The sequence below is a fragment of the Clostridium sp. CM039 genome (genome assembly GCF_055081075.1).
The window spans coordinates 1,600,863-1,623,523 of the sequence record NZ_CM143649.1; the positions used below are offsets into that span (position 1 = coordinate 1,600,863).

Consider the following 22,661-nt stretch of genomic DNA (forward strand, 5'->3'; position numbering starts at 1 on the left):
CACAATGTAGTGAAAGGATAATTTCACGTCATTTGTTATGTACCTATATCTAGCATATACCCTCATTCATACTTTTTCCATATGCAATAAGGCTCTATTTAACTGCATAAAAGGTGTCTAATTGAGAATATACACTACTTTTATGCATGGTTTATATCTTTATAATACAATAATAAATATTTAGTATTATTATTTTAACTTACCTTTCATAAATTTCCAAGCAGTTTGATAGTACTTAATCACCCTAATATGAATTAATTACATTTTAAAGTATATAATTACAATAAAGATTTAATTTAGGGGGATAAAAATAGTGATAGCTTATAAACAAGCTTTTATTAAAGAAGAATATGCTTCTAATAAAGAAGCAAGTAGAATTCAATCTAAACATTTTTTAAATGAGCTTATTATGTACGAAAGACAACCTAAAAATAAAAATGAGTTTTTCAATTTTACAGATGACCAATTAAAAGAAACATTACTTAAACTATTTAAAACTGTATCAAAATCATCGTGTGATCAAGGCATGAGTACTTATGATAGATATATAAAGTGGGCAAAAATTAAAGGTTATAGGGTTACTGATAGTCTTTCTTATGAAAGGGTCTTCGATAATGTAAAAGAGTCCCTAAAAGCAGATTATAGAGAAAAAAAAAAAAACAATTTCATCTACATTAAGACTTACAGCAAAACAGACATTGGGAGTACATGTAACTGCAGACTCATTAAAGGAATCTGGTATGTTCTTCTATATAAAACATATAAAAGACAGAAATGGGAGTCTAACCGATAAGGACTTTTTAAAGGTCGCGATGAGATATAACAAAAGGTGCAAAGCTTATTCAAATTTATGTGATATGAAAAATAACTATCAGTTATACGAAGAATTCTGTAACAGAAAAAATTTAGTTTTTAAAACTAATGATGAGATAAATCTTATTTTAGACGAAATAGATAAAATTTATGATCCGGAATACCCCACAGATTATAAAAGGCATAACATTAATACCAATAAAGGTTTATCACAAGAGCAAAAAGATAACATAGACAGTATTAATAATTTACTTAATAAATTTAAGGATGAAACAGAAAGAGAAGCAATAATTAAGATAAGAGTTGGACAAGGACTATTTAAAAATAAGTTATTAAAAAATTCATGTGTATGTGCGATATGTAATCTTACAATAAAAGAATTATTTATAGCAAGTCATTGTAAACCTTGGAAGGAGAGTAATAACATAGAACGATTAGATGTTAATAATGGTATGTTATTATGCACAGGGCATGATTCATTATTTGATACTTAGGCAATATTTTAGGGTCAAATTCACCATTTCTATCACGAGGTATATTAAGATCTACTGCTCCCAACTCAGATTTTACAGTTTTTTTAGAATAGCCATTTCTACTGTTTGGAGTTCGCTTTTCGGATATATCATATTTATCATATCCAAGTTGCGAATCCATTTCTGCTTCTAATGTCTCCTGAAGAACGTCTCTAAACATACTTTTCATAGCAGTTAAAACCTCATTTGGACTTGTAAACTTTTGCTCGTTGATATAATCCCTTAAAATATCTTTCGAAATGTTTGACATAAAAATACTCCTCCTTGCAATCTTTGATAATTAGCTTATCTCAATTATTGCCAAGAAAGAGTGCTTTTTATTCTGTTTACACAAAATTATTTACAGGCCTAATAAACCAAGAATAAGATTAAGACTTATAGCTTTTGTAATTATTTTAATTGTAAACTTTAGATATGGACAAGTATATTTTGTTTAACTAAAAATAAATGCAATCGTTATCGTGATGTTTAAAAAGATTCTATTATTACCTCCATGATTCCTCCACATACCATCCCTTCATCTTCAGCGATGGCGCCTGTCATATCTATGTTTTGAATTTGATACCCACCATTTCCGAGTAAGTTACGGGCGTCATTAATTATCGTGCCTTCGCTACACCCTCCGCCGATACTCCCTAAAATCTTACCATAAGGCCATACAAGCATTTTAGCTCCTGCATTTCTTGGAACTGAACCTTTCGTAGAAATAATTGTAATGATTGCCTTTGGAGAATTTTCTTCTTTGCACAATTCCATCAACACTTCATTGTCAAATTCCGGCCAATTACTTTTCGTATGCCTATTAATACTATTGGTTATATCACCGAGTCGTCTATAACTGATGACCTGAGATATAATAGAAAACGCTATCTCTTCTGGTGTTACTGCTCCTATCTCAAGACCTATAGGGGCATTGACTTTGTTTAACTTCTCTTGAGTATATCCTTCATTTACCATTTGCTCCATGACGCTTTTAACTCGCCGTTTTGAACCAATCATTCCAACATATGCAGTATCATGTTTTAAAACTTGTCTGAGACAATCCATATCATGCCTATGACCTCTAGTTACAATAACAACATAGGCCGAATTGTTTAAACTAATTAAGTCGAAACAGTTCTCGAAACTCTCACAAATCACTTTTTTAGCAGTAGGAAATCGTTCACTATTAGCAAATGATGGTCTGTCATCGATAACTGTAACTGAAAAACCTGCTTTTGAACCAAATTCAGCTAAGGGCTTAGCTATATGTCCACCACCTAAAACTATCAAGCGTGGTTCTGGAAAATATGGTTCAATTAAATAAACTTCACTTTCACTAATTTTAACAAGCTGAAGAATTCCAGTTTCTATTGCATAGTTTGCCTTTTGGTAAAGTAATTCATCTAAATCAGATATTCGATTATGGGAATTCAGACTTTCCTTTGTAAAAAGTGTTTTGTTCTGATATGGTTTATTTCCACAATTTTTGTTATCCAACATTGTAATAATAACTGCATTATTTCCTGAGCCCACTTCATCCAGTAAATTTTTATAGGTATCTACATTCATGATTTCATTCCTCCAAGTTTATTATCATTTGAAATTCACCTTTGATAAGTTATTTATGTCTATAAACAAGTGAATTAACCAGCAAACTATTACTTTATTATAACAATATATCCTAAAATTTCAATAACATTGCTGGATATATTGTTAACAACAAAAACTGAAAATTCATTTCCAATAAACCTTTCACCATATAATTAATACTATTTCTTTGAACCCATATCTCTGGAATATAAAATTCGTTATTAAGGGAATATCCGAAGATAACTAATCAGTATACTTGTCCTAATAGCTGTTTTTCTAGAAGATCGAAATCATATGTTCTTTGATCATAGTCGCAGAAGCCACCATTTTTCACATTATGGCTTGAGCTGCCACTCTTTTTACTCGACCACTGTTTTTGATAGAATTTTACCTGCTCAGAAGTTTTTATGCCTTTACTTATCCAGCTATTGAGTACTTTAGTGATGTACTTTATAGTTTTAGCATTATATTCTACAGCCTCATCAATAGCCATAATGATAACTTTGCTACTTACCTGCTTTGCAAAATCTAATATTTTTTCATACACCAAAGGCGTGATAGCATGTACGTTTTCTTCAAATACCTTAAGTACACTTTTTAAGCCCTCACCATCAGCAGCAGCAGAATTATTTCTATATTTTATGACTATTGCTTCTTTTTTAGTTAATGCTTCTTCTTCTTTATTCCTTAATTCTTGTTCTTTATTTATTAATTCTTCTTTATTACTTCTTATTCTATTACTTGGTAGCCCCTTATAAGGGCCTTGTAAGCCCCTACTAATATCCTTGTTAATTATGAATTCACGTGGCTCCTGAATTTCTTCCTTTTTCAGAAAATCATTATTATCTTGGTCTTCTATATTTTCCATGGGAATTACATCAGAGCTTCTTTCTAAAGTAAGATTTATGGGATGATTGTCCACTTTTTCTAAGTAGCAATTTACAGAAGTTCTATCATCAGTAAAATTAATATCAAAAGATTCCTCTATAATGAGGTTCTCGAAAATTTTCGCTACATCTAATTGAGCTACATCACATTTTTTAAATAAAATTTTAAGAAATTCTTTATTTTTAACCCTGGATAACTCGTGATGAACACATTTAATAGCGTTTATATTGTTAGGTACGTTGTATTTCATCCAATTTAACAGCATAATCTCTTTCGTATCATCACAGTATAAGATTTTGTTATACTCACAGAATCTTTTAATTAGCTTATCTACAGTATCTCTGTTGTACCCAGTTTCTGTAGCTATAAATTTCTTTGATATTTCATAAATACCACACTGCGTTGTTTTGGTATTTGAAATAAGATATAAATAAAAGTATTTTTCCTCTGGTGTAAGTTCAAACACAAAGCTATCACTCCAAAATTCTGTATAAATCTGTCTGTATTTAGCCATTAGTTAATCCTCCTTAATATATCTAGTGTCCCTGCAAATCTACACTATTAACACCTTTTAATTAAGCCCTATATATAATAGCCACGAGAATCGCAAATCCGAACCCCCTAATATTAAATATTTTTAAGTTTTTTATAAATCTTTTTAAATTTACGTCCAGATTATGTTATATAATAATCCTGGATTAGACAAAACGTGTATAATATACTTATTATACTAATTCAACTTTGGGTTTTCTTTATTTAGTTTAAGCAAAACAAAACATTGTAGAAATTTGATTGCCATAAGGCTCACCATTCATGCAGATGTGGTGGAATTGGCAGACGCACTAGAATCAGGGTCTAGCGCTTTACGGCATGCAGGTTCGATTCCGGTCATCTGCACAAAAAAACACTCATTTTATGAATGCTTTTTATTTTTTAATTAAATTAACAAATCGTAATTTAAGGCGAGTTAAAATAGGCTTAGGGGGTAGTTTTGTAGGTTTATTTACGCAGAAAATTTCATCATGAAGCCAGAGAGTGGTAATGGTGTAAAAGGGACATCAGCTTTATTTAACAGCACTGCGGATGATAATACAGCCATGATACCTGCGGAACTGTACTGTCCAGACCCCTTAAAGTTAATAGCATATTTTATATATAAAGGAGGGATTAATTTGAAAACAATTGGTTTAATAGGTGGAATGAGTTGGGAATCATCACTTGAATATTACAGAATTATAAACGAAACTGCTAAATTAAAATTAGGAGGACTTCATTCTGCACAATGTGTAATGTATTCAGTGGATTTTCAAGAAATAGAATTATTACAACATCAAAACAAATGGCAAGAATTAACTAATATTATGGTCAATACTGCTGAAAAACTTAAAAATAGCGGTGCTGATTTTATTGTAATATGTACAAATACAATGCATAAAATGGCAAGTGATATAGAAAATAAGGTAGGAATAAAAGTTTTACATATAGCCGAAGTAACTGGTGAAAAAATAATTCAAAAAGGAATGAAAAAGGTTGGATTACTTGGAACTAAATTTACTATGGAGCAAGATTTTTATAAAAAAATCTTAGAAGAAAAATTTAATATTGATGTAGTTATTCCAGATGAAAATGAGAGAGAAATTGTTCATGAGGTTATTTATAATGAATTATGCAAAGGTATAATAAATGAGGGTTCAAAGGAGAAATATAAAAAAATAATAAGTAATTTAGCATTAAGAGGTGCGGAGGGAATAATATTAGGATGTACTGAAATACCTTTATTAATAAAACAAGAAGATGTTAATATACCCGTTTTTGACACAACAACAATACATGCCATTTCTGCATTTGAATTTGCCTTAGGTAAATAATAATTATGGCACATGAACATAAAGAACAAGTTAAAGATTAAAAGCATTTTGTTGAGTATTTTAGGTCGATATACAATCAAGGGATAGTAACATCTTTGATGAAAAAGATATTAGAATACTTGAAGGAAAAAGGATACAGCCAAACATCATTGAGTGTATCCAAAGACAATTATGCAGTGAGAATGTATAAGGCTGTAGGATTTAAAATTATAGCTAAAAAAAAAGATGACTATTTAATGCTACTAAAATTAATTTAGGTACAGATGGTTCTCGATATTTTTATATCTTTTAGGGGACCAGCCAATCTTTCCTATAAAATACACATTAAGACATACATCCCCGAAACAAATTTTATAAACGTATATATCCATTATTCTATAGTTCGCTACACCAACCTTAGTTTTTGAACTGGAAGAAATTCACCCTTTTAGTTTGCCGAAATCTTCCCCTTTGTGATTGCCGGTTACAACACAGTCTTTTTAAGATAATGCTTGATTAGATAATAGCCACAAGCATATCCTGCGCAATAAGGCATACCAACTGGCTTTACACCACGCATGGCCATAATTTCATCGCCATAGAGAAATGCTGAAAGTTTATTGAAGTCATTATTGTTCAAACGTTCCCTGTTAATTTGGCTTGGTGAAAATCCACCACCCATACTGCTTGCCATAACAACATCGTAACCACCTGACTGATCCGCTTTAATTGGAATACCAATACATGACCACTTAAATTCAAATGGTTTCATCAGTTCATATCGATAGATGTCATCTCGCTGCTCAAGCTTTGAGGAAATCATTTTTTTATAGATTTCATCGGATCTAATTGCTGTAACTTTCACTTTTTTCACCTCTTTTCTTTTTAGTATAGTTATACAATAAACTATTACGTTACGTTAGAGTCAATAACAAAATTAAATCTAGTGATGCTTTTAAAACTATTAAAGAAGTTATTGAAAAATATAGCTTTAAAAATATAACCAGATGCTTATGTGAATTATCAGGAGTGTCTAGCTCTTGGCTTGTTAGTACCTTTTTTTTAGAATATCCTTGACATATGTACCAATTTATAAGAGTCTACATTTATAATATTAGCGAAATTTGCAAAATAGTTATCATTAATCAAAACATAATATTACAAAAAAATTGCAGGTTTTATGATATGATTTTATTATAAAAGTTAGATAAAGGCTCTATAAGGTGCTCTTTTAAATTCAACCCACAAATAAATGATACTAATATTTCCTATAGGAATATAAAAAAGAGGAGCGAGGTGGTTTAGATATTAATAACTTATAAAATTAAGAATGGAACTCAAGCTAATATTAAAATTTTAGTCAAAATGGCACGAGCTAAAACTAGTTGGAGAAAAAAACTTGAAGCCGCTCCTGAACTAAAAAGATTGAATTATGAGCAATCAACAGGTATACTAACAAGATCAGTACTACGTGATCTACTGTTTAATAACAGTTAGCTTAACTGTAAATTAACTGTAAACGTTTTATGAACTAAACAATTATTTAATTGAAACGACAGGGATTTTCGTTCCATTACTACACATATCCCAAAGATTGATTTATAGAACAAATGTTAATAACATTATTGCAAATACTGTGCATTAACAACAATTAATACTTTTGATAATCTATTATTTAAAAATGCAAAAAAAATACCACCTGTCAGTTGGTGATATCTTTTTATGCAGTGATATATTATAACTATTTTTTTAGATAATCATATACAACTTTAGGAGTAGGAAGGGTCAAGTTCGTAAGAATATGAGAACAGGATACTATTTCTTTTACAGGTAGGTCATTAAATGGTGCCATAGCATGATCGAATAATTGTAATCTTGCAGGACCAGTCCATGCCTCATGTATAGTAACCTTCGTAATTTGTGAAGATATGAGCTCGCAAACTCTTTGAGTTCCATCATAATTAGGTATAATTTTTAGCATAAAATTAGGACGGCAAATTTCATTGCGTGCCTCATTTATATCTAAAGATTGGTGTTTATATCCCATCGTAGCAGTTAATACTCTTAATTTTCCGTAATCTAATGTACCAACTAATGTATCTGAATCAACAAATAGTTTTGGATAACCAAGTTTTTTAGGGTAGGCACTAAGTTCTCTACCAACGGCAATAGCTGGATAATTATCTAAATACATCATATGCAAATAGTCACCTTTTATACCATTAAAACTTACAGGAATAACCTGGCCACATTCTGTATAAGCACCTAATCCACTTACATCCGGCATATACATCATTTCAACTCTAACTAAAGGTTCATCTAAATCTAAAGATAAAGGTTCCGGTACAACTTTTAGTAAGGCATCAGCACTTGTACGGTATACTATATTAAGATATTCACGGTTATGAAATCTATAGGGTCCTCTAGGAAATGATGGAGCAGTAAGTGGTGTTGTAATGTGGTTAGTTATTTCACTTTCTAACATAAAATAATCACTCTCTTTTCTTATTTATTATTATCAACAATTTTTTTACAAGTACTATATTTTGAAATATAAATTTTTATACATCCATAATCTTTATATCATCTGGAATAATTAAATTTGCTTCTGTCACAGAATTAATTTCATCAATGGTTGTATCTCCCTGCCATGGTTTGTAAATGCACCGGCTTCATTAAAAAGTTAGTTTGCAAGCACACATCTCCTTTGTTTTGTAAAATTTCTTGCAGAGGTTATTCCTTCACCAGTAGGTCCAGCAATAGTGAATGTTGTAAATCCTTCTGCACCAAAACCTACTCCAGCAAAGGATTTAGCATTCTTTACAAAAATAGTTGTATCTATTTCTTTTTCAAATCTATTTAAATTATCAATATTTTTTGAATATATATATGCACTATGTCGTTTGTTTTGTTCCGCTATTTTTGCACACTCTATAGCTTCATCAATATCTTTAACTCTTACAATTGGAAGTATTGGCATCATAAGCTCTGTCATTACAAAAGGATGATTTGTATCTACCTCTCATATTATACATTTAACGTTAGTAGGTACTTCTACATCTATTTGATCTAAAAATAATTTTGCATCTTTTCCTACCCATTTTTTATTTATATCATATTCTAGTTTTTTGTTGCAATTATAACTTTTCTCATCTTTCTTTATTAGTATTAAATCTAATAACCTTGATACTTGCTCTTTATTTAGAAGTACAGAATTGTTTTGAATCATATTATTTATTAAATCATTTGCTACATTTTCAAAAACAAACACTTCTTTTTCTGCAATACAAGGTAAATTGTTATCAAAAGAACAACCTTCTATGATGCTTTTTGCGGCCTTCTTTATATCGGCAGTATCATCTACTATAACAGGAGGATTTCCGGAACCTGCACCTATAGCTTTTTTACCTGAATTTAAAAGTGTTTTTATTAATCCTGGTCCTCCAGTCCCACATAAAAGTTTTATATATGGGTGTTTCATAATTACACCTAAGGATTCCATAGTTGGATTTTCTACAGTAGTTACTAAATTTTCTGGACCACCAGAAGAGATGATGGCTCTATTTATCATATCTACAGCAAATGCAACACATTTTTTTGCCCCTGGATGTCCATTAAACACGACAGAATTTCCGGCAGCTATCATACCTATACTATTGCAAATAACAGTTTCCGTTGGATTTGTGGAGGGTGTAATCGCACCTATGACCCCATATGGAGACATCTCTACTACGGTAAGCCCGTGGTCTCCAGACCAAGCTGTAGTAGTTAGATCTTCTGTACCCGGAGTATATTTAGCTGCCAATTCATGTTTTAATATTTTATCTTCATATCGTCCCATTTTTGTTTCTTCTAAAATCATTCTTGAGAGTATCTCTTTATTTTCCAATGTAGCCTTTCTTATACTTCTTATAAGTCGTTCTCTATCTTCTTTATTATAAGAAATAGTCAACGCCTTTTGTGCATATATTGCTTTGGCAATAGCAATTTTAACGTCTTCGAACACTCCTAAATATAAACCCTCATTGTTAGCTTGCTTAAATTTGGTACCTTCAACATTTGTTATTACATTTAAATCTTTTGTTTGTGGTGATACTAATACATCTTTCATCATAGTTTTCCTCCTCGAATAATTAATTTTGTATTTAGTTTTTAATGAATTTCCAGTATTTCAACTAACTACAAAATGATAAAGATAACTGGAAATTATAATAATAGTATAGAATTATTTCTAACCATCGATATTCAATAAAAAATTGGCGTAGTGCTATTCATTTTATAACAAACATGTTTTAGTGAATAAGATGTTTTATTTCTGTACAAATAGGATATTACCACTAATTAAGCCAAAAATAGTATATAAATGCAATAAATGTAATGACAGGCATTTTAAACGATACCAAACTACACTAAGGTGAGATATTTTTATCATATGATCTGTAAAGAATGATTCTTCCTAAAAATTCATAGTTTTTAGGCAACTAGATTTTTAATGATTTAAACAAATGTGGTTTGATATGTTTTATGGTACCCATTACAATAAAATCATGGTAAATAATTCGTGGGAGTTGTAAAGGATGAAAAATATATATACTTATATAAGAGTTAGCACCAAGGAACAAAACACAGACAGGCAACATGAAGCCCTAGAACAATATGCTGTATCTAATAACATTGAATATAAAGTTACATTCGAGGATAGAGCAAGTGGTAAGGACTTTGAAAGAAAACAGTATAAAGTATTAACAAGGAAAGGAAAAAAATACATGGTAGAGTTATAGAGGTACTAAAGAATGCTAATGAGAAGGGAATTAAGTTGGGTAGACCTAATTTAAAATTGTCAACTCAATAGAACTAAAATAAAGTGATAAATTAATTACATATTGATATATCTTTCAATATGTAATGTAAGATTTAAGCTATAACAGAACAACAAAATTTATAAGAAGAATCATACTGAATAATTATGGAATAAGAGATGTTATTGCTAATTAGGGTACAGCCAATGAATTCGAAAATGTTGATGCTACACCTATGCTCATATCTACTCTATAGCCTCAATGTGAAATTAACTCAATTGGTATTGTGTTACTTTTAGAATATCACTATACACTTAAAGCCAAGTAATCCCATAGCATTAGATATAGGATTACTTGCGACGAAATATATGAAATTTGTAAAACAAGTGATTAACTCTAACGTAAATCACTTTAATTAATTAACAGTTTCTTTTTTCAGTTTCCAAAATGCCAATACAAAGCTGATTGAGCAAAGACAGATAAATATCACTGTCACAAGTAATAAGTTTTGCCAATCAATAGAAGTTCCCAAAATCAAACTCCGCAGGCAGTTTATAATATGAGTGAAAGGATTTATCATTACCGCAATTTTTAAGCCTCCAGATATACTTTCCATGGGAAATAATGCTGTGCTTGTAAAGAAGATGGAAAGTACAATCAGATTCATGATGGTTTCATAAATTGTTTCATTGGGCAAACACATACTAATAGCATAAGATAACCCCGACATAAAAAATGCCGTAAGAAAAATAAGAGGTATCATCAGAAACAATCCAATAAATCCAGATGCAATACGTACTGACAAAAATATAGATAGAACAAGCATGATGGCTATTTCAATAAATGAAACTAAAACTGCTTCCAGTATTTGTCCCAGAACAATGGAGCTTCGTTTTACAGGCGCTATCAATATCCTGTAGAAGCTACCATTGGATTTCATAATAAAATTGATATAACCGCCGCTACTACAGCATGCGAGTGTAACAAGCACCATGATACCAGGTAGCATAAACGAAGTATAGTTGCCGCCTGATATATTCTTCATGGACTGTTCCGCGATTGAACTATATAATACTAACCAAATAAGAGGCTGTATAATTGTAAGTAGTATTGAAATAGGGTTCTGAAATCGCCACTTTATATTGCGCCATAATATATTTATTATCTCCATTTACTCACCTCTTCGCCATACCCAGTTAACTTCAAGAACACATCTTCAAGGCTGGGCTGTACTATTTCTATCGCCTCAAAAGAGACCCTCTTTTCCAGAAGCCACTTGTTAATATCTTCAAAAGTTTTTCGATCATCTCCAGCATCCGCAAAAATCGAGTATTTACGGATGTTTATTGACGGAAGTATATGTGCTTTAGCAAGTATCTCCGCACATTCTTCCGCTTTTTTCTTCTCATAAAAACCAATGCGGAGTATATTTTGTCTTATATATTGCTTCAGATTTCCAGGAGTTTCCTGTATCAATCCGTGGCCTTCTTTCATAATACAAATTGTATCGCTAAGTTGATCAGCTTCATCAAGATAATGGGTGGTCAAAAAAATCGTTGTTTTAAAATCATCCCGGATTTTTTGAACGATTTCCCACATGGCCTTTCTGGAAGCGACATCCATACCAACCGTTGGTTCGTCTAAAAAAAGTATTTTAGGCATTGATACCATATTCATTGCAATATCCAATCGACGCTTTACTCCGCCGGAATAGGAAGCAACCGGGTATTTCAAATACTTCGACAGTCCGAAACTGTCAATAAGGATGTTTATCCTTTTTTTTGCTGTAACATTGTCCACCTTGTAGAGCCTGCTTTGAAATATCATATTTTCCATAAGAGATAGGTGATCATCAATAGAAACGCGCTGTGAAACACAGGCAATCTGTGTACGAATCCAAGCGGGTTCCTTGCATAAATCTTTACATAACATGGTTACAGTTCCAGATGTAGGCTTGTAAAGTGTTGTTAGTATGTTGATAAGCGAAGACTTTCCTGCACCATTTGGTCCAAGCAAAGAAAAAATTTCTCCGCAGTTTACTTCCAAACTTAAATCGTCTAAGCCCTTGACGCCGTTCTTATACTGTTTAACCAATTTATCAATTACAATTGCAGACATACTATTCCTCCTCTTTAATCGGGAATAGTATTTCTGTAATATACTTTTGGGGATTGCCTTTCAAAAACATTCCCGGACCCTTGATATAGACTTCCCTAAACGGAGGCTGTAATGTTAGGTTATTTTCCCGTGCATAACGGTCAATTGCTTCATATTCGTAATTCATAGTTTCATAAGAACCGATATGAGTAGCACAAACAGCTTTTATCCGCGGAAGTTCTTTTACTGTAATACCATTCCCGTTTGGTGTTTCAACAGTAGGAACACATAATTCCATTTCACCCATTTTTGATTTCCGATCCACCACATAGTAGCAGAAAAATGGTGCACCATTTGATTTGCCCTGAATAGACTTAAACACATTGGGAAATACTTTACTTGCTTCAGTGACAACTCCCTTATACTTCATAAAAGCCACTCTAATAGTTTCGATATCTCTAATTTCAATTTGATAATCCATTTATTCTTCACTTCTCTCTTTCTTAATTGCAATCCAGACTTCTGCATGACCGCCTTTTGAGCCTTTATCGCTAACAGGATAAACTTCTATATCAGGAAGTTCAGCGTATTCATATCCTGAAACTGGAAGCCATTCTGTAAGAAATCGTTTAAATATAGTTTGAACGGATTCCTTAAAATGACCGTTACATTCAAAGACCACCCATGTGGCAGCTGGTATCTCAAACTCAAAACATCAGGTACAGGTTTATCCGTAGGAGTAGCAATATAGTAATAGATATTTTGTGGATTTGTATAGGCTGTGACACCAAAAATACCATGTGGATCTTTGTCTATAAGTCCACAAATTTCAGAAAATAACGTACTTTCAAGCATCCTATTCCAAAATACGGGAACATTTTTTTGGTTTTGGTCCATATCCTCTTGTAATGCTGTCCTAACCCCAACAATTCTAATTGTTTCTTTTGTTTCAATTCTATAGTTCATATTCTCACCTCCTATAACTGAAATTGAAAAACTTATAGGTGAATAAGCGGTTAATAATGTTCCCTTTGTACGTGCAACAGTTGGAGCGACACCATGAACACTTTGAAATGCTCGATTAAAGGATGTTGGGGATTCATATCCGTATTTTAAACCGATATCCATCACTTTCCTATCACTTGTTTGTAATTCAAGCGCTGCTGCCGTCATACGTCTACGGCGTATATACTCGGACAAGGGAATGTCTGCAACGTAAGAAAATATTCTTTGAAAATAATAAGTGGAGCAGCAAGCCATTTTTGCAATTTCATCATAGGAAATAACACCAGTTAAATTGCTTTCTATATAATCAATTACTTCACTTAATTGTTTCATCCATTTCACTTTTACCACCCCTTCTTCTTATATAAAAGTTTAGCACAATGTAAATTATAAAGCCTCTCTTTTGATGTCCAGATTTGTAAACTAATTTTTTAATACTTAATACACAATTGAATTTATAATAAACTTTTTATTTAAATTTACATGTAAATTTCAGATAACTCTTATTTAGGACGGCTTTACTTGAAATTACTCATTATTAAATCATTTACTTAATTATACTATAAAAGCTATTTTATATTTTTAACTTATCGCTATTCGGCAATTCATCTTGGGTAACACTTGTATTTAAATGTTTACCTCGCAGTTCATTTATTAATCCATCTTACCCCAAACGATCATAGATTTTTCTCCAGCAAGTTTATAGGTTGCATTAATGTTATATAATTAAATTATGGTATGATGTCTATATTTAAAATGCTTTATCAAATAAAAGTTGGCAACTAGGATTATTTAAAAGAAGTTATAGAAACACTAGATATAAATGTAGATATAGTAAGAGCAACAGAAGAATGATCGATGGAGGAGATAAGATGAAGGAAGAGTTTATAATCTTAAAAGGATGTAGAGAAAATAATTTAAAAAATGTTTCATTAAATATACCTAAAAGAAAAATCACTATATTTACTGGGGTATCTGGTTCAGGAAAGTCCTCTATTGTTTTTGATACAATAGGAAAGGAAGCAAAACGTCAGTTAAATGAGACGTTTAGTGCCTTTATTAGAAACTTTTTACCAAAGTATGGCGAAGTGAAAGCTGAATATATAGGAAATTTATCTACACCGATAATTATTGATCAAAAAAGAATTGGTGCGAGTTCAAGGTCAACCCTTGGAACGATTACAGATATTAACCCATTCATTAGAATGCTCTTTTCTAGAATAGCTATTCCTCATATAGCTCAACGAAATAAGTTTTCTTTTAATGATATAAGTGGTATGTGCCCAGAGTGTGAGGGCCTTGGCATGAAACTAACTGTAGATATGGATCAAATTCTAGATAAAAATAAATCAATTAATGAAGGTGCTATATTGCTCTCTGGGTTTGGTATTGGTTCTTGGCCATGGAAAATATTTGCTGAATCTGGCTTTTTCGATAATGATAAGAATCTATGTGATTATACAGATGAGGAACTAGAGAAATTTTTATATGGCCCCCCTGAAAAGATAAAAGTAAATGTTATTGGAACAATGAATATAACTTATGAAGGGTTAATTCTAAAGTTTAATAGATCATATTTAAATAGTGATAAGGAAATGTCTGAGGCTTCAAAGAAAAAGCTTAGTAAATTAACGATGTCAGCAGAATGCCCTCTGTGCCACGGTAAAAGACTAAATCAAGAAGCATTAAGTTCTTTAATTAATGGTTATAACATTTCAGATTTTATGTCAATGCAAATTGATGAACTTATTAATGTTATAGACGAAATTAATTTTAAAGAAGTCTCCACGGTAATTGATAGTATAAAAGAAAAACTCAATAATATTATTGATATAGGCCTGGGATATTTAACCCTTGATAGGGAGACTTCAACACTATCAGGTGGTGAATCTCAGCGCATAAAGATGGTTAAGCATTTAAATAGTAATCTTATAGATTTATTGTATATATTTGATGAGCCAAGTATTGGGCTTCATCCAAGAGATGTTCATAAATTAAATGATCTATTACAAAAGCTCAGAGATAAAGGAAATACAGTTATTGTAGTTGAACATGATCCAGATGTCATAAAAATCGCTGATTATGTTGTTGATGTTGGTCCATATGCAGGTACCAAAGGCGGTAATATAGTATTTGAAGGAAGCTATGATGAATTACTCACATCTGGCACACTTACAGGAAATGCCTTAAAGAGTAGTCTTTCAATTAAAAAAGTTACAAGAAAGCCTAATGGATATCTAGAAGTTAATAATTGCAATACAAATAATCTAAAAAACATATCAGTTAAGGTCCCCAAGGGGGTATTAACGGTTATAACAGGTGTTGCAGGCTCTGGGAAAAGTACACTTATGAAACAGGAATTTCCAAATCAAAATAAAGATGTTATATTAATTGACCAGAGTGCGGTTTCCGCAAATTCTAGATCAAGCCTAGCCACTTATGGTGGAATAATGGATAACATAAGAAAGGGCTTTGCAAAAGATAATAACGTCAATGCATCACTATTTAGTTATAATTCAAAAGGTGCCTGTGAAAATTGTAATGGCACTGGAATAATTGAAACAAACCTTGCTTTTATGGAGAATACTAAAAACACTTGTGAAGAATGCGCTGGTAAAAGGTTCAAAAAAGAAGTTTTAGAATATACTATCCAAGATCAAACAATAATAGATGTTCTAGATATGACTGTTTCGGAAGCTTTAGTATTTTTTAATAATAAACAAATTAAGACAAAGTTACAGTCAATAGAAGAAATGGGAATTGGATATTTAACTTTAGGTCAAACACTTGATACATTATCCGGTGGAGAATGCCAAAGGTTGAAACTTGCTAACGAATTACATAAAAATGGTTCAATATATGTTATGGATGAACCATCAACTGGACTTCACATGTCTGATATAGAAAAATTCATAGGCATAGTTGAAAATATTGTTGATAATGGAAATACTGTTATTATAATAGAACACAATATGGATATTATTAGGAGCGCAGATTGGATAATAGATCTTGGACCAGAGGGTGGTATAAGAGGCGGAAATGTAATTTTTGAGGGGACACCTTTAGAGTTAACTAAATGTAAAGAATCTCTTACTGCTAAATATATATAGTTTAGAGATAAAGTGCATTTTACTAAATATTGTTATTATAACATACAGTACAAATTCTAGTGTTACATTCAGACATCAATATAATCTAAATATATTAAACCCCATATCATTAGATATGGGGTTACTTGTGATGAAATATAAATATAGTTTTTTATTAGTCTCCTTTTTCAACAATAACTATTGTATAAATATTACTCCATCATTTGCCCCTATAAAATCACTTATAGCATTTGCAATTTTATCTATTTGCCCATAATCTAAAGTGTCCGGAGTATCTGTGGGTTTATGGACTAAATTCTCAACATTTTCTTGTGCTATAAAAACACTGGGAATCCCCATAGATTGAAAATTGACATGGTCACTTAAACCATGCACCACAGTATCTGCAAATCCAATGTTATCCTTTTTAAAAGCAGTTTTTACTGCGCCATATAACTTATTGGAAAGCTCGTTCTTATTCTTTAGAGCAAGTTTTCCTCCTTTTTTAGCTCCTACACAATCTATATTAATGTTATAGAAATTATAATTAGTAGATGTAACAGCATTGACAAAAGCTTGACTCCCCTTTAATCCAACTTCTTCTCCATTAAAGGCACAAAAAATTATATCCGTATCAAATGGTTTTGCTTTAGATTTCTCTTTTAGTTTATGTGCTACTTCTATTAAGGCTGATACCCCCGAAGCATTATCTAATGCTCCCCTAATAATTGTTCCATCCACATATCCTAAATGATCAAAATGAGCTGATATCACTACTGCATTTTCGCTTTTTTTACCTTTTATAACTCCTACAACATTATTAACCATTTTAAGTTTAATATTATTTTCTCCGCCTCTATAACTGCTGTTAACTCCCAGATAATATTTTTGATAATAACTATCATCAAAAAAAGGGTCTAATCCTATGTCTTTAAAAGTTTTCACAATATATTCGCCAGTTTTTTCATTTCCTTTTGAGCCAGTTAATCTCCCCTGAAACTCATCTGAGCATAAAGTAGCAACTGTTTCTTTAATAGTTGGAATCTTTACAGGAGTTTGAACCTGCGATACTTGTACTGATTGTCCATGGTTTCCAGTAGTTGTCTTAGAATTTTGGCTAACTTCTGGAGAAGAACAAGATGAAAAAGTTAGAACCATGGCCAATATAACACTTAATTTTAGTATAGGCTTCATATAAATTCCTCCTAACAGTTTTATATTTATAATTCTTTCCAATATTATTATGGCTATTCAATCATTTCTGTAAATAGTCCTCAAACGAAATTTTATAATCTGGGTAATCTCCCTTTCTATCATCATCTTTACAATATAAAATCCTTGTTTTCTCAAGATTTAGCTGCAATCCTGAAAATGACCCCCTTAGAATGGCCAATAAAAAAAGATAACTCCTGTTCACAATACAGAAATCATCCTCTTAATCTAGCGCAAACTTTACTTGAATTGACCTTAACAAAGTACCGATTATTATTTCATAATCTTTTGATTATCATCCTTGTGTGGTGAATTTTTATTTTCTATAGTATTAATCATGTCTTTAATTGCATTTACTACGTACTGAGGTTGGTCTATATATATATAGTGTCCAGAATTTGGAACTGGTATTCTTTTAGAGTAATTAGAGCAGCTAAGCCAATCTTCTTGTTCTGCGTTTACAACTGCTTGATATATGGGTCCCATACCTTCATCATCTGCTGATAGGTAAGTTAATGGTACATTTCTAAGTACATCTCCTGCTTGGTACACCTGCTGCTCACTTTGTAATACTTCATCTATTGTGCCATCCGCTTTAGTAAACTGACCTAAGAGAGATTCTTTCAGTTCTGGCATATTTGAATTAATGAAATTCATCGCATCCCCCATAACATTCTTTCCTGAACCATCTACCATAATTATGCCTGCAACCTCTTTTCGATACAATTTTGTAAATTCAACAGCATCTAAACTAGCTATTGAATGAGCTACTAAAAGATAAGGTGCTTTAACACCTTTTGCTCTTAAAAGGGCATGTAAGTTACGAGCTTTATCAATGGCTGTTTTGCCATTACCTTTTCCAAATATTGAGCTATCATATGATACTGAGCAAAAATTATTATTCATCAATAGTTGCCTATCTTTATCATTTAATGGTTCTCTATTGGCAGTGTCATCACTTTTTCCAAGCCCTGCTCTATCATATGTTACTGTTCTTGCATATTTAGATATTTCCTGTTGAATTTCTCCCCAACCTTTTTGGGGATCACTTTCAGTATTTATACCATCATTATAACCTGAATCAAACACTACAGAAACCTTGCCCTCTCCCGCTATTTTAGTATATAGCCCGAAATCGCCTATGCTTACCTTACCTTCAAATTGATTATTATCTTCCTTAGCATATGCATTTATTGAGAATGACCCCAACATTAGTGTAGCCGCTACTACAGTAGATATAAGCTTTTTTGATACATTTCCTCTCATTTTAACGCCCCCTTATATTTTTAAAAATAAGATAGTTAAATATACCTTACATATAAGAATATACCATATTTTATATTTTAATTCCATAAAATTGTATATTTTGCAATTTTATGGAAAATTAAAAAAAGAGTTGTTAAAAAACAACCCTATTTTTAACCCCTACGACTTAAGCAGAGAATGACTTATTATTCTCTGCGTTAATTCTGGTTTCTTCTTATTTCTTTACCCAAACATGGGTGATTTCCCCAAATGCAAATTTGCGATAATGGTTTGCTTCTTTGTAAGCTTCGTTTATATAGTCTTTAGTTTCTTGTGTGTAAAAATCATTGGGATTGGGGGTAGTAAGTTGCGTTAATTTACATTCAATAATTAGTCTGGCTTCTTTGAAAGACATATCACCGGAAGGAGTTTGAACCCTTGTCAATTCAACTTCTTTCATTTTTTCACTATCTCTTCCTGATTTACTTCCCAAAAGGAGCACTTGTTCCTTATATTCATTCGCGAAGTAAGACAGCGTATATGTTTGCTCTTTTTGAATTATTTCAAGCGTATAACGGTCTGCTCGAAGAATACACCAAGTGGTGGGCTTTTTGAAAAGAGTTCCCAAACCACCCCCACTGCCTATCATGGAATTATAATGATCTTCCTTGCCCGCAGTAATAACCGTAAATTCTTTTCCTACCAACGGACCTACCAACGTAAGTACATTGTCGCATATCTCTTCCGTAGAAATTTGTTTAAATAATTGATCAAAATTCATCTCTTTGACATTTACATGATTTATTTTTTCTTTCATTTTTTCTCCTTTTATGTCTGGTCTATTTATAGTATTATTATATATACTATATAACGGTTTGTTCTGTAGATTGTGTATTGATTTACTTAAATTTACACATTTAAAATTCTCACCTCTCGAAAAAGAATAGTTATGTTTCCTTGGCAACATAACCATTCTATCACTTTATTGTTTCCTTGTCAATAATAAAGGGGGCTGTATCATACGCTGATGTTTCAGCGTTTTGATACAGCCCCTTTAGGCTACTTTTTTATACAACCCCATTATTCAGAATCATTTGGATTTTTTATATCTACACCTTGCTTCTTTATTTCTGCATCCAAATGCCTACTATACTTTTCCACGAAGCTAAGCATGATATCAAATTGTTCCTCGGTTACCTGTTCAAATACGGCTTTATCCCGCTCTTGAAACTCTTTGTGCAACTGCTCATGGACTTTGTTAATTACTTTCCCTTGCTCAGCAAGCCTAAAATAGATTTCTTTCTTATTATCCGGTTTCTGGTAGCTTTCGATAATGCCTTTTTTTATGAGCTTCTTAGTTAGTTTACTTATGGCACCCCTAGTCATATAAAAGGACTCCGCAAGTCTTGTCACGTTTGAATCTACATTTCTTCCAATGTATTCGATGCAATGTACTTCAGAAGACTTATAGCCCTTAAGACTGTCTTTCATCTTAACCTTATTAAGCGAAACTATCTTGTTTAATAAGTCCCTGAAACCCATTATGACCTGTTCTTCTTTGTTCATGGCCTGGCCTCCCACCCGTTAGTGTATTAACAATATTATATTATACTTTTGTTTCTATTTCAACAATGTTAAAGTAATTATTCTAAGCATTGAGCTACATCTGAAAAAATAGAGACAAAGTCGTATAACCATTCATCATTCGTGTTATTTCTATGATATTAGCAGATTATATAGAAAAAAGACATTACTGCCTTTTTAAGTTGATGTACAATATATGAAAATACCCCAATAAAAAAGGTATCTAATACTTCTGGTAAAAATACAACAAGCTTTCTTAATACATGTACAGTGAAATCAAGTGGGGCAATTCCTGAACTTTAATCTAAACCAAAAGTATCAGATATATTGCCTACTTTACTATTGTCATTATAAATCTTACTCATAGTATTATTACCACACATCCAACAAATAAGATAATTATCATAATTGTCATAGTCACATATTATATAAAGTAGAGCTTTTTATTAGAATTAAGGAGGAAAATATTATGGGGATTAATCAAAGACCAAACAGTAGGTATTATTGGCATGCTATTGATGAGAATGATATTGTAAGTTGTAAAAATTGTACAAATTATAAAAAAAAATATTGTGAAACTTGTTGTAAACCAAAACTATGCCCACCACAATGTCCACCTGGTCCACAAGGGCTGAAAGGTGATACTGGATTTCAAGGACCTGCTGGTCCACAAGGACGGAAAGGCAATACTGGCGCTCAAGGACCTGCTGGTCCACAAGGACCGAAAGGCGATACTGGGACTCAAGGACCTGCTGGTCCACAAGGACCGAAAGGCGATACTGGAGCTCAAGGACCTGCTGGTCCACAAGGACCGAAAGGCGATACTGGAGCTCAAGGACCTTCCGGTCCACAAGGACCGAAAGGCGATACTGGAGCTCAAGGACCTTCCGGGCCACAAGGGCCGAAAGGCGATACTGGAGCTCAAGGACCTGCCGGGCCACAAGGACCGAAAGGCGATACTGGAGCTCAAGGACCTGCCGGGCCAAGTAGTTGTGAATGCTGTTTACCAAGTTTAAGAGTAGTTTTAGGTTATCTATTTAGCGTTAGTGCAACTAACATAAGGGTTGAAACAGTAGCACCACAACCACCTGTAACTAATGACAGCATAGATAGATTTTATCCTGATGCAAATGATGCATCCACAGCGGTATTAGTTCAATTTAAAGATGGAACAATTGTATCTCTTTGTGAAATTGAGTTAATACAAGCTTCCGCTTTAGTAGATAGTTCTTCCGATAAAGTACCAGATGCATTGAAAGTTGCTTTGGATAAAACTATTAAAGATATGTCAGATGCTTGTAAGCAATGTTGCTCTGAACAGCTAAGATTATTGTTTGAAGATAATATTAGTAAAAGTGTTGCTAATATAGATTCAAATAGAGACAATATAATATCAGGCAACAACACTGTTTTAGCAACTGGTGCAAGTTTAGCATTAATTGACATTCCTGGAACCGATGGAGCTGCAGTTAATTTATGTTTTGTGTCTTCAGTAAAATTCTAGTATAAAATATTTTGTATTTACTTAGTAATAGATCATTAATACCTTTAAAATATCTATTTGGGTAGATTCAAATAGGGTTCAATGGACATAATTGTAAAACTGGTCACATGCTGGAACTAATATTCAGCATGTGCCTAAACACTTCTCAAATTTATTAGATCAAAAGATCTTATATCGTTCATGTAAACATAAGTACGAAGGAATGTTGATTTTTCTTACATATTTCCGAAAACCATCTAATAAGTTCAAAAGAACCTTCTTCATAGTAATTGATCCCCAATTTCTCATAATACTCGATCTCATCATAGGAAAATATATGTTCCACTTCTTGAAACAAATCATATCCTCCAGAAAAATAAATATCTCTATCAATTCTTTTGTCATGGAAAAACTCATTAGCATCTCTTGTCATAGAAAACGGATAGAAAATCCAGATGTAAAGCCTTCATTAAAAATGAAACATCTCAAGAAAT

At 32.1% G+C, this 22,661-nt stretch carries 20 protein-coding genes, 1 tRNA gene and 3 pseudogenes; 8 read left to right on the top strand and 16 right to left on the bottom strand.

Annotated elements, in window-relative coordinates; genetic code table 11:
• Positions 1-313 precede the first annotated feature (313 nt).
• Positions 314-793 carry a hypothetical protein gene (locus ACWJJ2_RS07550; protein WP_462954128.1) on the top strand — a complete coding sequence of 160 codons (480 nt, stop codon included), beginning with the start codon at positions 314-316 and terminating at the stop codon, positions 791-793.
• A 64-nt stretch (positions 794-857) separates the two neighbouring features.
• Positions 858-1,307, top strand: a complete 450-nt coding sequence (locus ACWJJ2_RS07555; RefSeq protein WP_442781456.1) for an HNH endonuclease — start codon at positions 858-860, stop codon at positions 1,305-1,307.
• On the opposite strand, the pseudogene ACWJJ2_RS07560 reads toward ACWJJ2_RS07555, so the two are convergent.
• From ACWJJ2_RS07560 to ACWJJ2_RS07570, 3 genes and pseudogenes are all read right to left on the bottom strand, one after another.
• Positions 1,297-1,596, bottom strand: a pseudogene (locus ACWJJ2_RS07560) (transposase); the annotation flags it as partial. The gene ACWJJ2_RS07555 and the pseudogene ACWJJ2_RS07560 sit on opposite strands and share 11 nt — an antisense overlap.
• Before the next feature lie 218 nt (positions 1,597-1,814).
• Complete coding sequence (locus ACWJJ2_RS07565; protein ID WP_462954129.1) at positions 1,815-2,897, bottom strand: XdhC family protein; 1,083 nt, start codon at positions 2,895-2,897, stop codon at positions 1,815-1,817.
• 268 nt (positions 2,898-3,165) lie between these two features.
• On the bottom strand, positions 3,166-4,320 hold the full coding sequence (locus ACWJJ2_RS07570; protein WP_462954130.1) for a DnaD domain-containing protein: 1,155 nt from the start codon (positions 4,318-4,320) through the stop codon (positions 3,166-3,168).
• A 301-nt stretch (positions 4,321-4,621) separates the two neighbouring features.
• Here ACWJJ2_RS07570 and ACWJJ2_RS07575 point away from each other — a divergent pair.
• From ACWJJ2_RS07575 to ACWJJ2_RS07585, 3 genes are all read left to right on the top strand, one after another.
• Positions 4,622-4,703 (top strand) — tRNA-Leu (locus ACWJJ2_RS07575).
• Between the two features lie 275 nt (positions 4,704-4,978).
• A complete protein-coding gene (locus ACWJJ2_RS07580; RefSeq protein ID WP_216304461.1) occupies positions 4,979-5,674 on the top strand; it encodes an aspartate/glutamate racemase family protein in 696 nt (231 codons plus the stop codon).
• Between the two features lie 98 nt (positions 5,675-5,772).
• Positions 5,773-5,931, top strand: a complete 159-nt coding sequence (locus tag ACWJJ2_RS07585) for a GNAT family N-acetyltransferase (protein WP_216304450.1) — start codon at positions 5,773-5,775, stop codon at positions 5,929-5,931.
• Positions 5,932-6,137: 206 nt separating this feature from the next.
• Here ACWJJ2_RS07585 and ACWJJ2_RS07590 read toward each other — a convergent pair whose 3' ends face one another.
• From ACWJJ2_RS07590 to ACWJJ2_RS07600, 3 genes and pseudogenes are all read right to left on the bottom strand, one after another.
• Entirely contained in the window at positions 6,138-6,518 is a 381-nt protein-coding gene (locus ACWJJ2_RS07590; protein ID WP_216304449.1) for a DUF2268 domain-containing putative Zn-dependent protease, read from the bottom strand.
• A gap of 876 nt (positions 6,519-7,394) precedes the next feature.
• Positions 7,395-8,138 carry an acetoacetate decarboxylase gene (gene adc, locus ACWJJ2_RS07595; protein ID WP_462954131.1) on the bottom strand — a complete coding sequence of 248 codons (744 nt, stop codon included), beginning with the start codon at positions 8,136-8,138 and terminating at the stop codon, positions 7,395-7,397.
• 198 nt (positions 8,139-8,336) lie between these two features.
• A pseudogene (locus ACWJJ2_RS07600) lies at positions 8,337-9,767 on the bottom strand (aldehyde dehydrogenase family protein).
• A gap of 463 nt (positions 9,768-10,230) precedes the next feature.
• Between ACWJJ2_RS07600 and ACWJJ2_RS07605 the strand changes: the two are divergent.
• Positions 10,231-10,434 (top strand): recombinase family protein, encoded by a 204-nt coding sequence (locus ACWJJ2_RS07605; protein ID WP_216304650.1) that lies wholly within the window; start codon positions 10,231-10,233, stop codon positions 10,432-10,434.
• Positions 10,435-10,867: 433 nt separating this feature from the next.
• Here the strand turns inward: ACWJJ2_RS07605 and ACWJJ2_RS07610 are convergent, their stop codons facing one another.
• From ACWJJ2_RS07610 to ACWJJ2_RS07630, 5 genes and pseudogenes are all read right to left on the bottom strand, one after another.
• Entirely contained in the window at positions 10,868-11,623 is a 756-nt protein-coding gene (locus tag ACWJJ2_RS07610; RefSeq protein ID WP_220287619.1) for an ABC transporter permease, read from the bottom strand.
• Positions 11,614-12,570, bottom strand: coding sequence for an ABC transporter ATP-binding protein (locus ACWJJ2_RS07615; protein ID WP_220287617.1), 957 nt, complete (start codon positions 12,568-12,570; stop codon positions 11,614-11,616). The genes ACWJJ2_RS07610 and ACWJJ2_RS07615 overlap by 10 nt, the downstream gene beginning before the upstream one ends.
• A 1-nt stretch (position 12,571) precedes the next feature.
• Entirely contained in the window at positions 12,572-13,030 is a 459-nt protein-coding gene (locus ACWJJ2_RS07620; RefSeq protein WP_462954132.1) for a GyrI-like domain-containing protein, read from the bottom strand.
• Positions 13,031-13,231 carry a GyrI-like domain-containing protein gene (locus ACWJJ2_RS07625; RefSeq protein ID WP_462954133.1) on the bottom strand — a complete coding sequence of 67 codons (201 nt, stop codon included), beginning with the start codon at positions 13,229-13,231 and terminating at the stop codon, positions 13,031-13,033. It abuts the gene before it with no gap.
• A 410-nt stretch (positions 13,232-13,641) separates the two neighbouring features.
• A pseudogene (locus tag ACWJJ2_RS07630) lies at positions 13,642-13,887 on the bottom strand (helix-turn-helix domain-containing protein); the annotation flags it as partial.
• 539 nt (positions 13,888-14,426) lie between these two features.
• On the opposite strand from ACWJJ2_RS07630, the gene ACWJJ2_RS07635 reads away from it, so the two are divergent.
• Positions 14,427-16,664: an ATP-binding cassette domain-containing protein gene (locus tag ACWJJ2_RS07635; RefSeq protein ID WP_462954134.1), complete on the top strand. Its 2,238-nt coding sequence runs from the start codon at positions 14,427-14,429 to the stop codon at positions 16,662-16,664.
• A gap of 177 nt (positions 16,665-16,841) precedes the next feature.
• Here the strand turns inward: ACWJJ2_RS07635 and ACWJJ2_RS07640 are convergent, their stop codons facing one another.
• The 4 genes from ACWJJ2_RS07640 to ACWJJ2_RS07655 form a co-directional block, all read right to left on the bottom strand.
• A complete protein-coding gene (locus ACWJJ2_RS07640; RefSeq protein WP_258280734.1) occupies positions 16,842-17,837 on the bottom strand; it encodes a M28 family peptidase in 996 nt (331 codons plus the stop codon).
• 291 nt (positions 17,838-18,128) lie between these two features.
• Positions 18,129-19,121, bottom strand: coding sequence for an alpha/beta fold hydrolase (locus ACWJJ2_RS07645; RefSeq protein ID WP_462954135.1), 993 nt, complete (start codon positions 19,119-19,121; stop codon positions 18,129-18,131).
• A gap of 214 nt (positions 19,122-19,335) precedes the next feature.
• Positions 19,336-19,917, bottom strand: a complete 582-nt coding sequence (locus ACWJJ2_RS07650; protein WP_220287611.1) for a flavin reductase — start codon at positions 19,915-19,917, stop codon at positions 19,336-19,338.
• 263 nt (positions 19,918-20,180) lie between these two features.
• Positions 20,181-20,666, bottom strand: a complete 486-nt coding sequence (locus ACWJJ2_RS07655; protein WP_462954136.1) for a MarR family transcriptional regulator — start codon at positions 20,664-20,666, stop codon at positions 20,181-20,183.
• 487 nt (positions 20,667-21,153) lie between these two features.
• Here ACWJJ2_RS07655 and ACWJJ2_RS07660 point away from each other — a divergent pair, with 487 nt between their 5' ends.
• A complete protein-coding gene (locus ACWJJ2_RS07660) occupies positions 21,154-22,188 on the top strand; it encodes a hypothetical protein (RefSeq protein WP_462954137.1) in 1,035 nt (344 codons plus the stop codon).
• Between the two features lie 178 nt (positions 22,189-22,366).
• Here ACWJJ2_RS07660 and ACWJJ2_RS07665 read toward each other — a convergent pair whose 3' ends face one another.
• Entirely contained in the window at positions 22,367-22,600 is a 234-nt protein-coding gene (locus ACWJJ2_RS07665; protein ID WP_216304526.1) for a hypothetical protein, read from the bottom strand.
• Positions 22,601-22,661 lie beyond the last annotated feature (61 nt).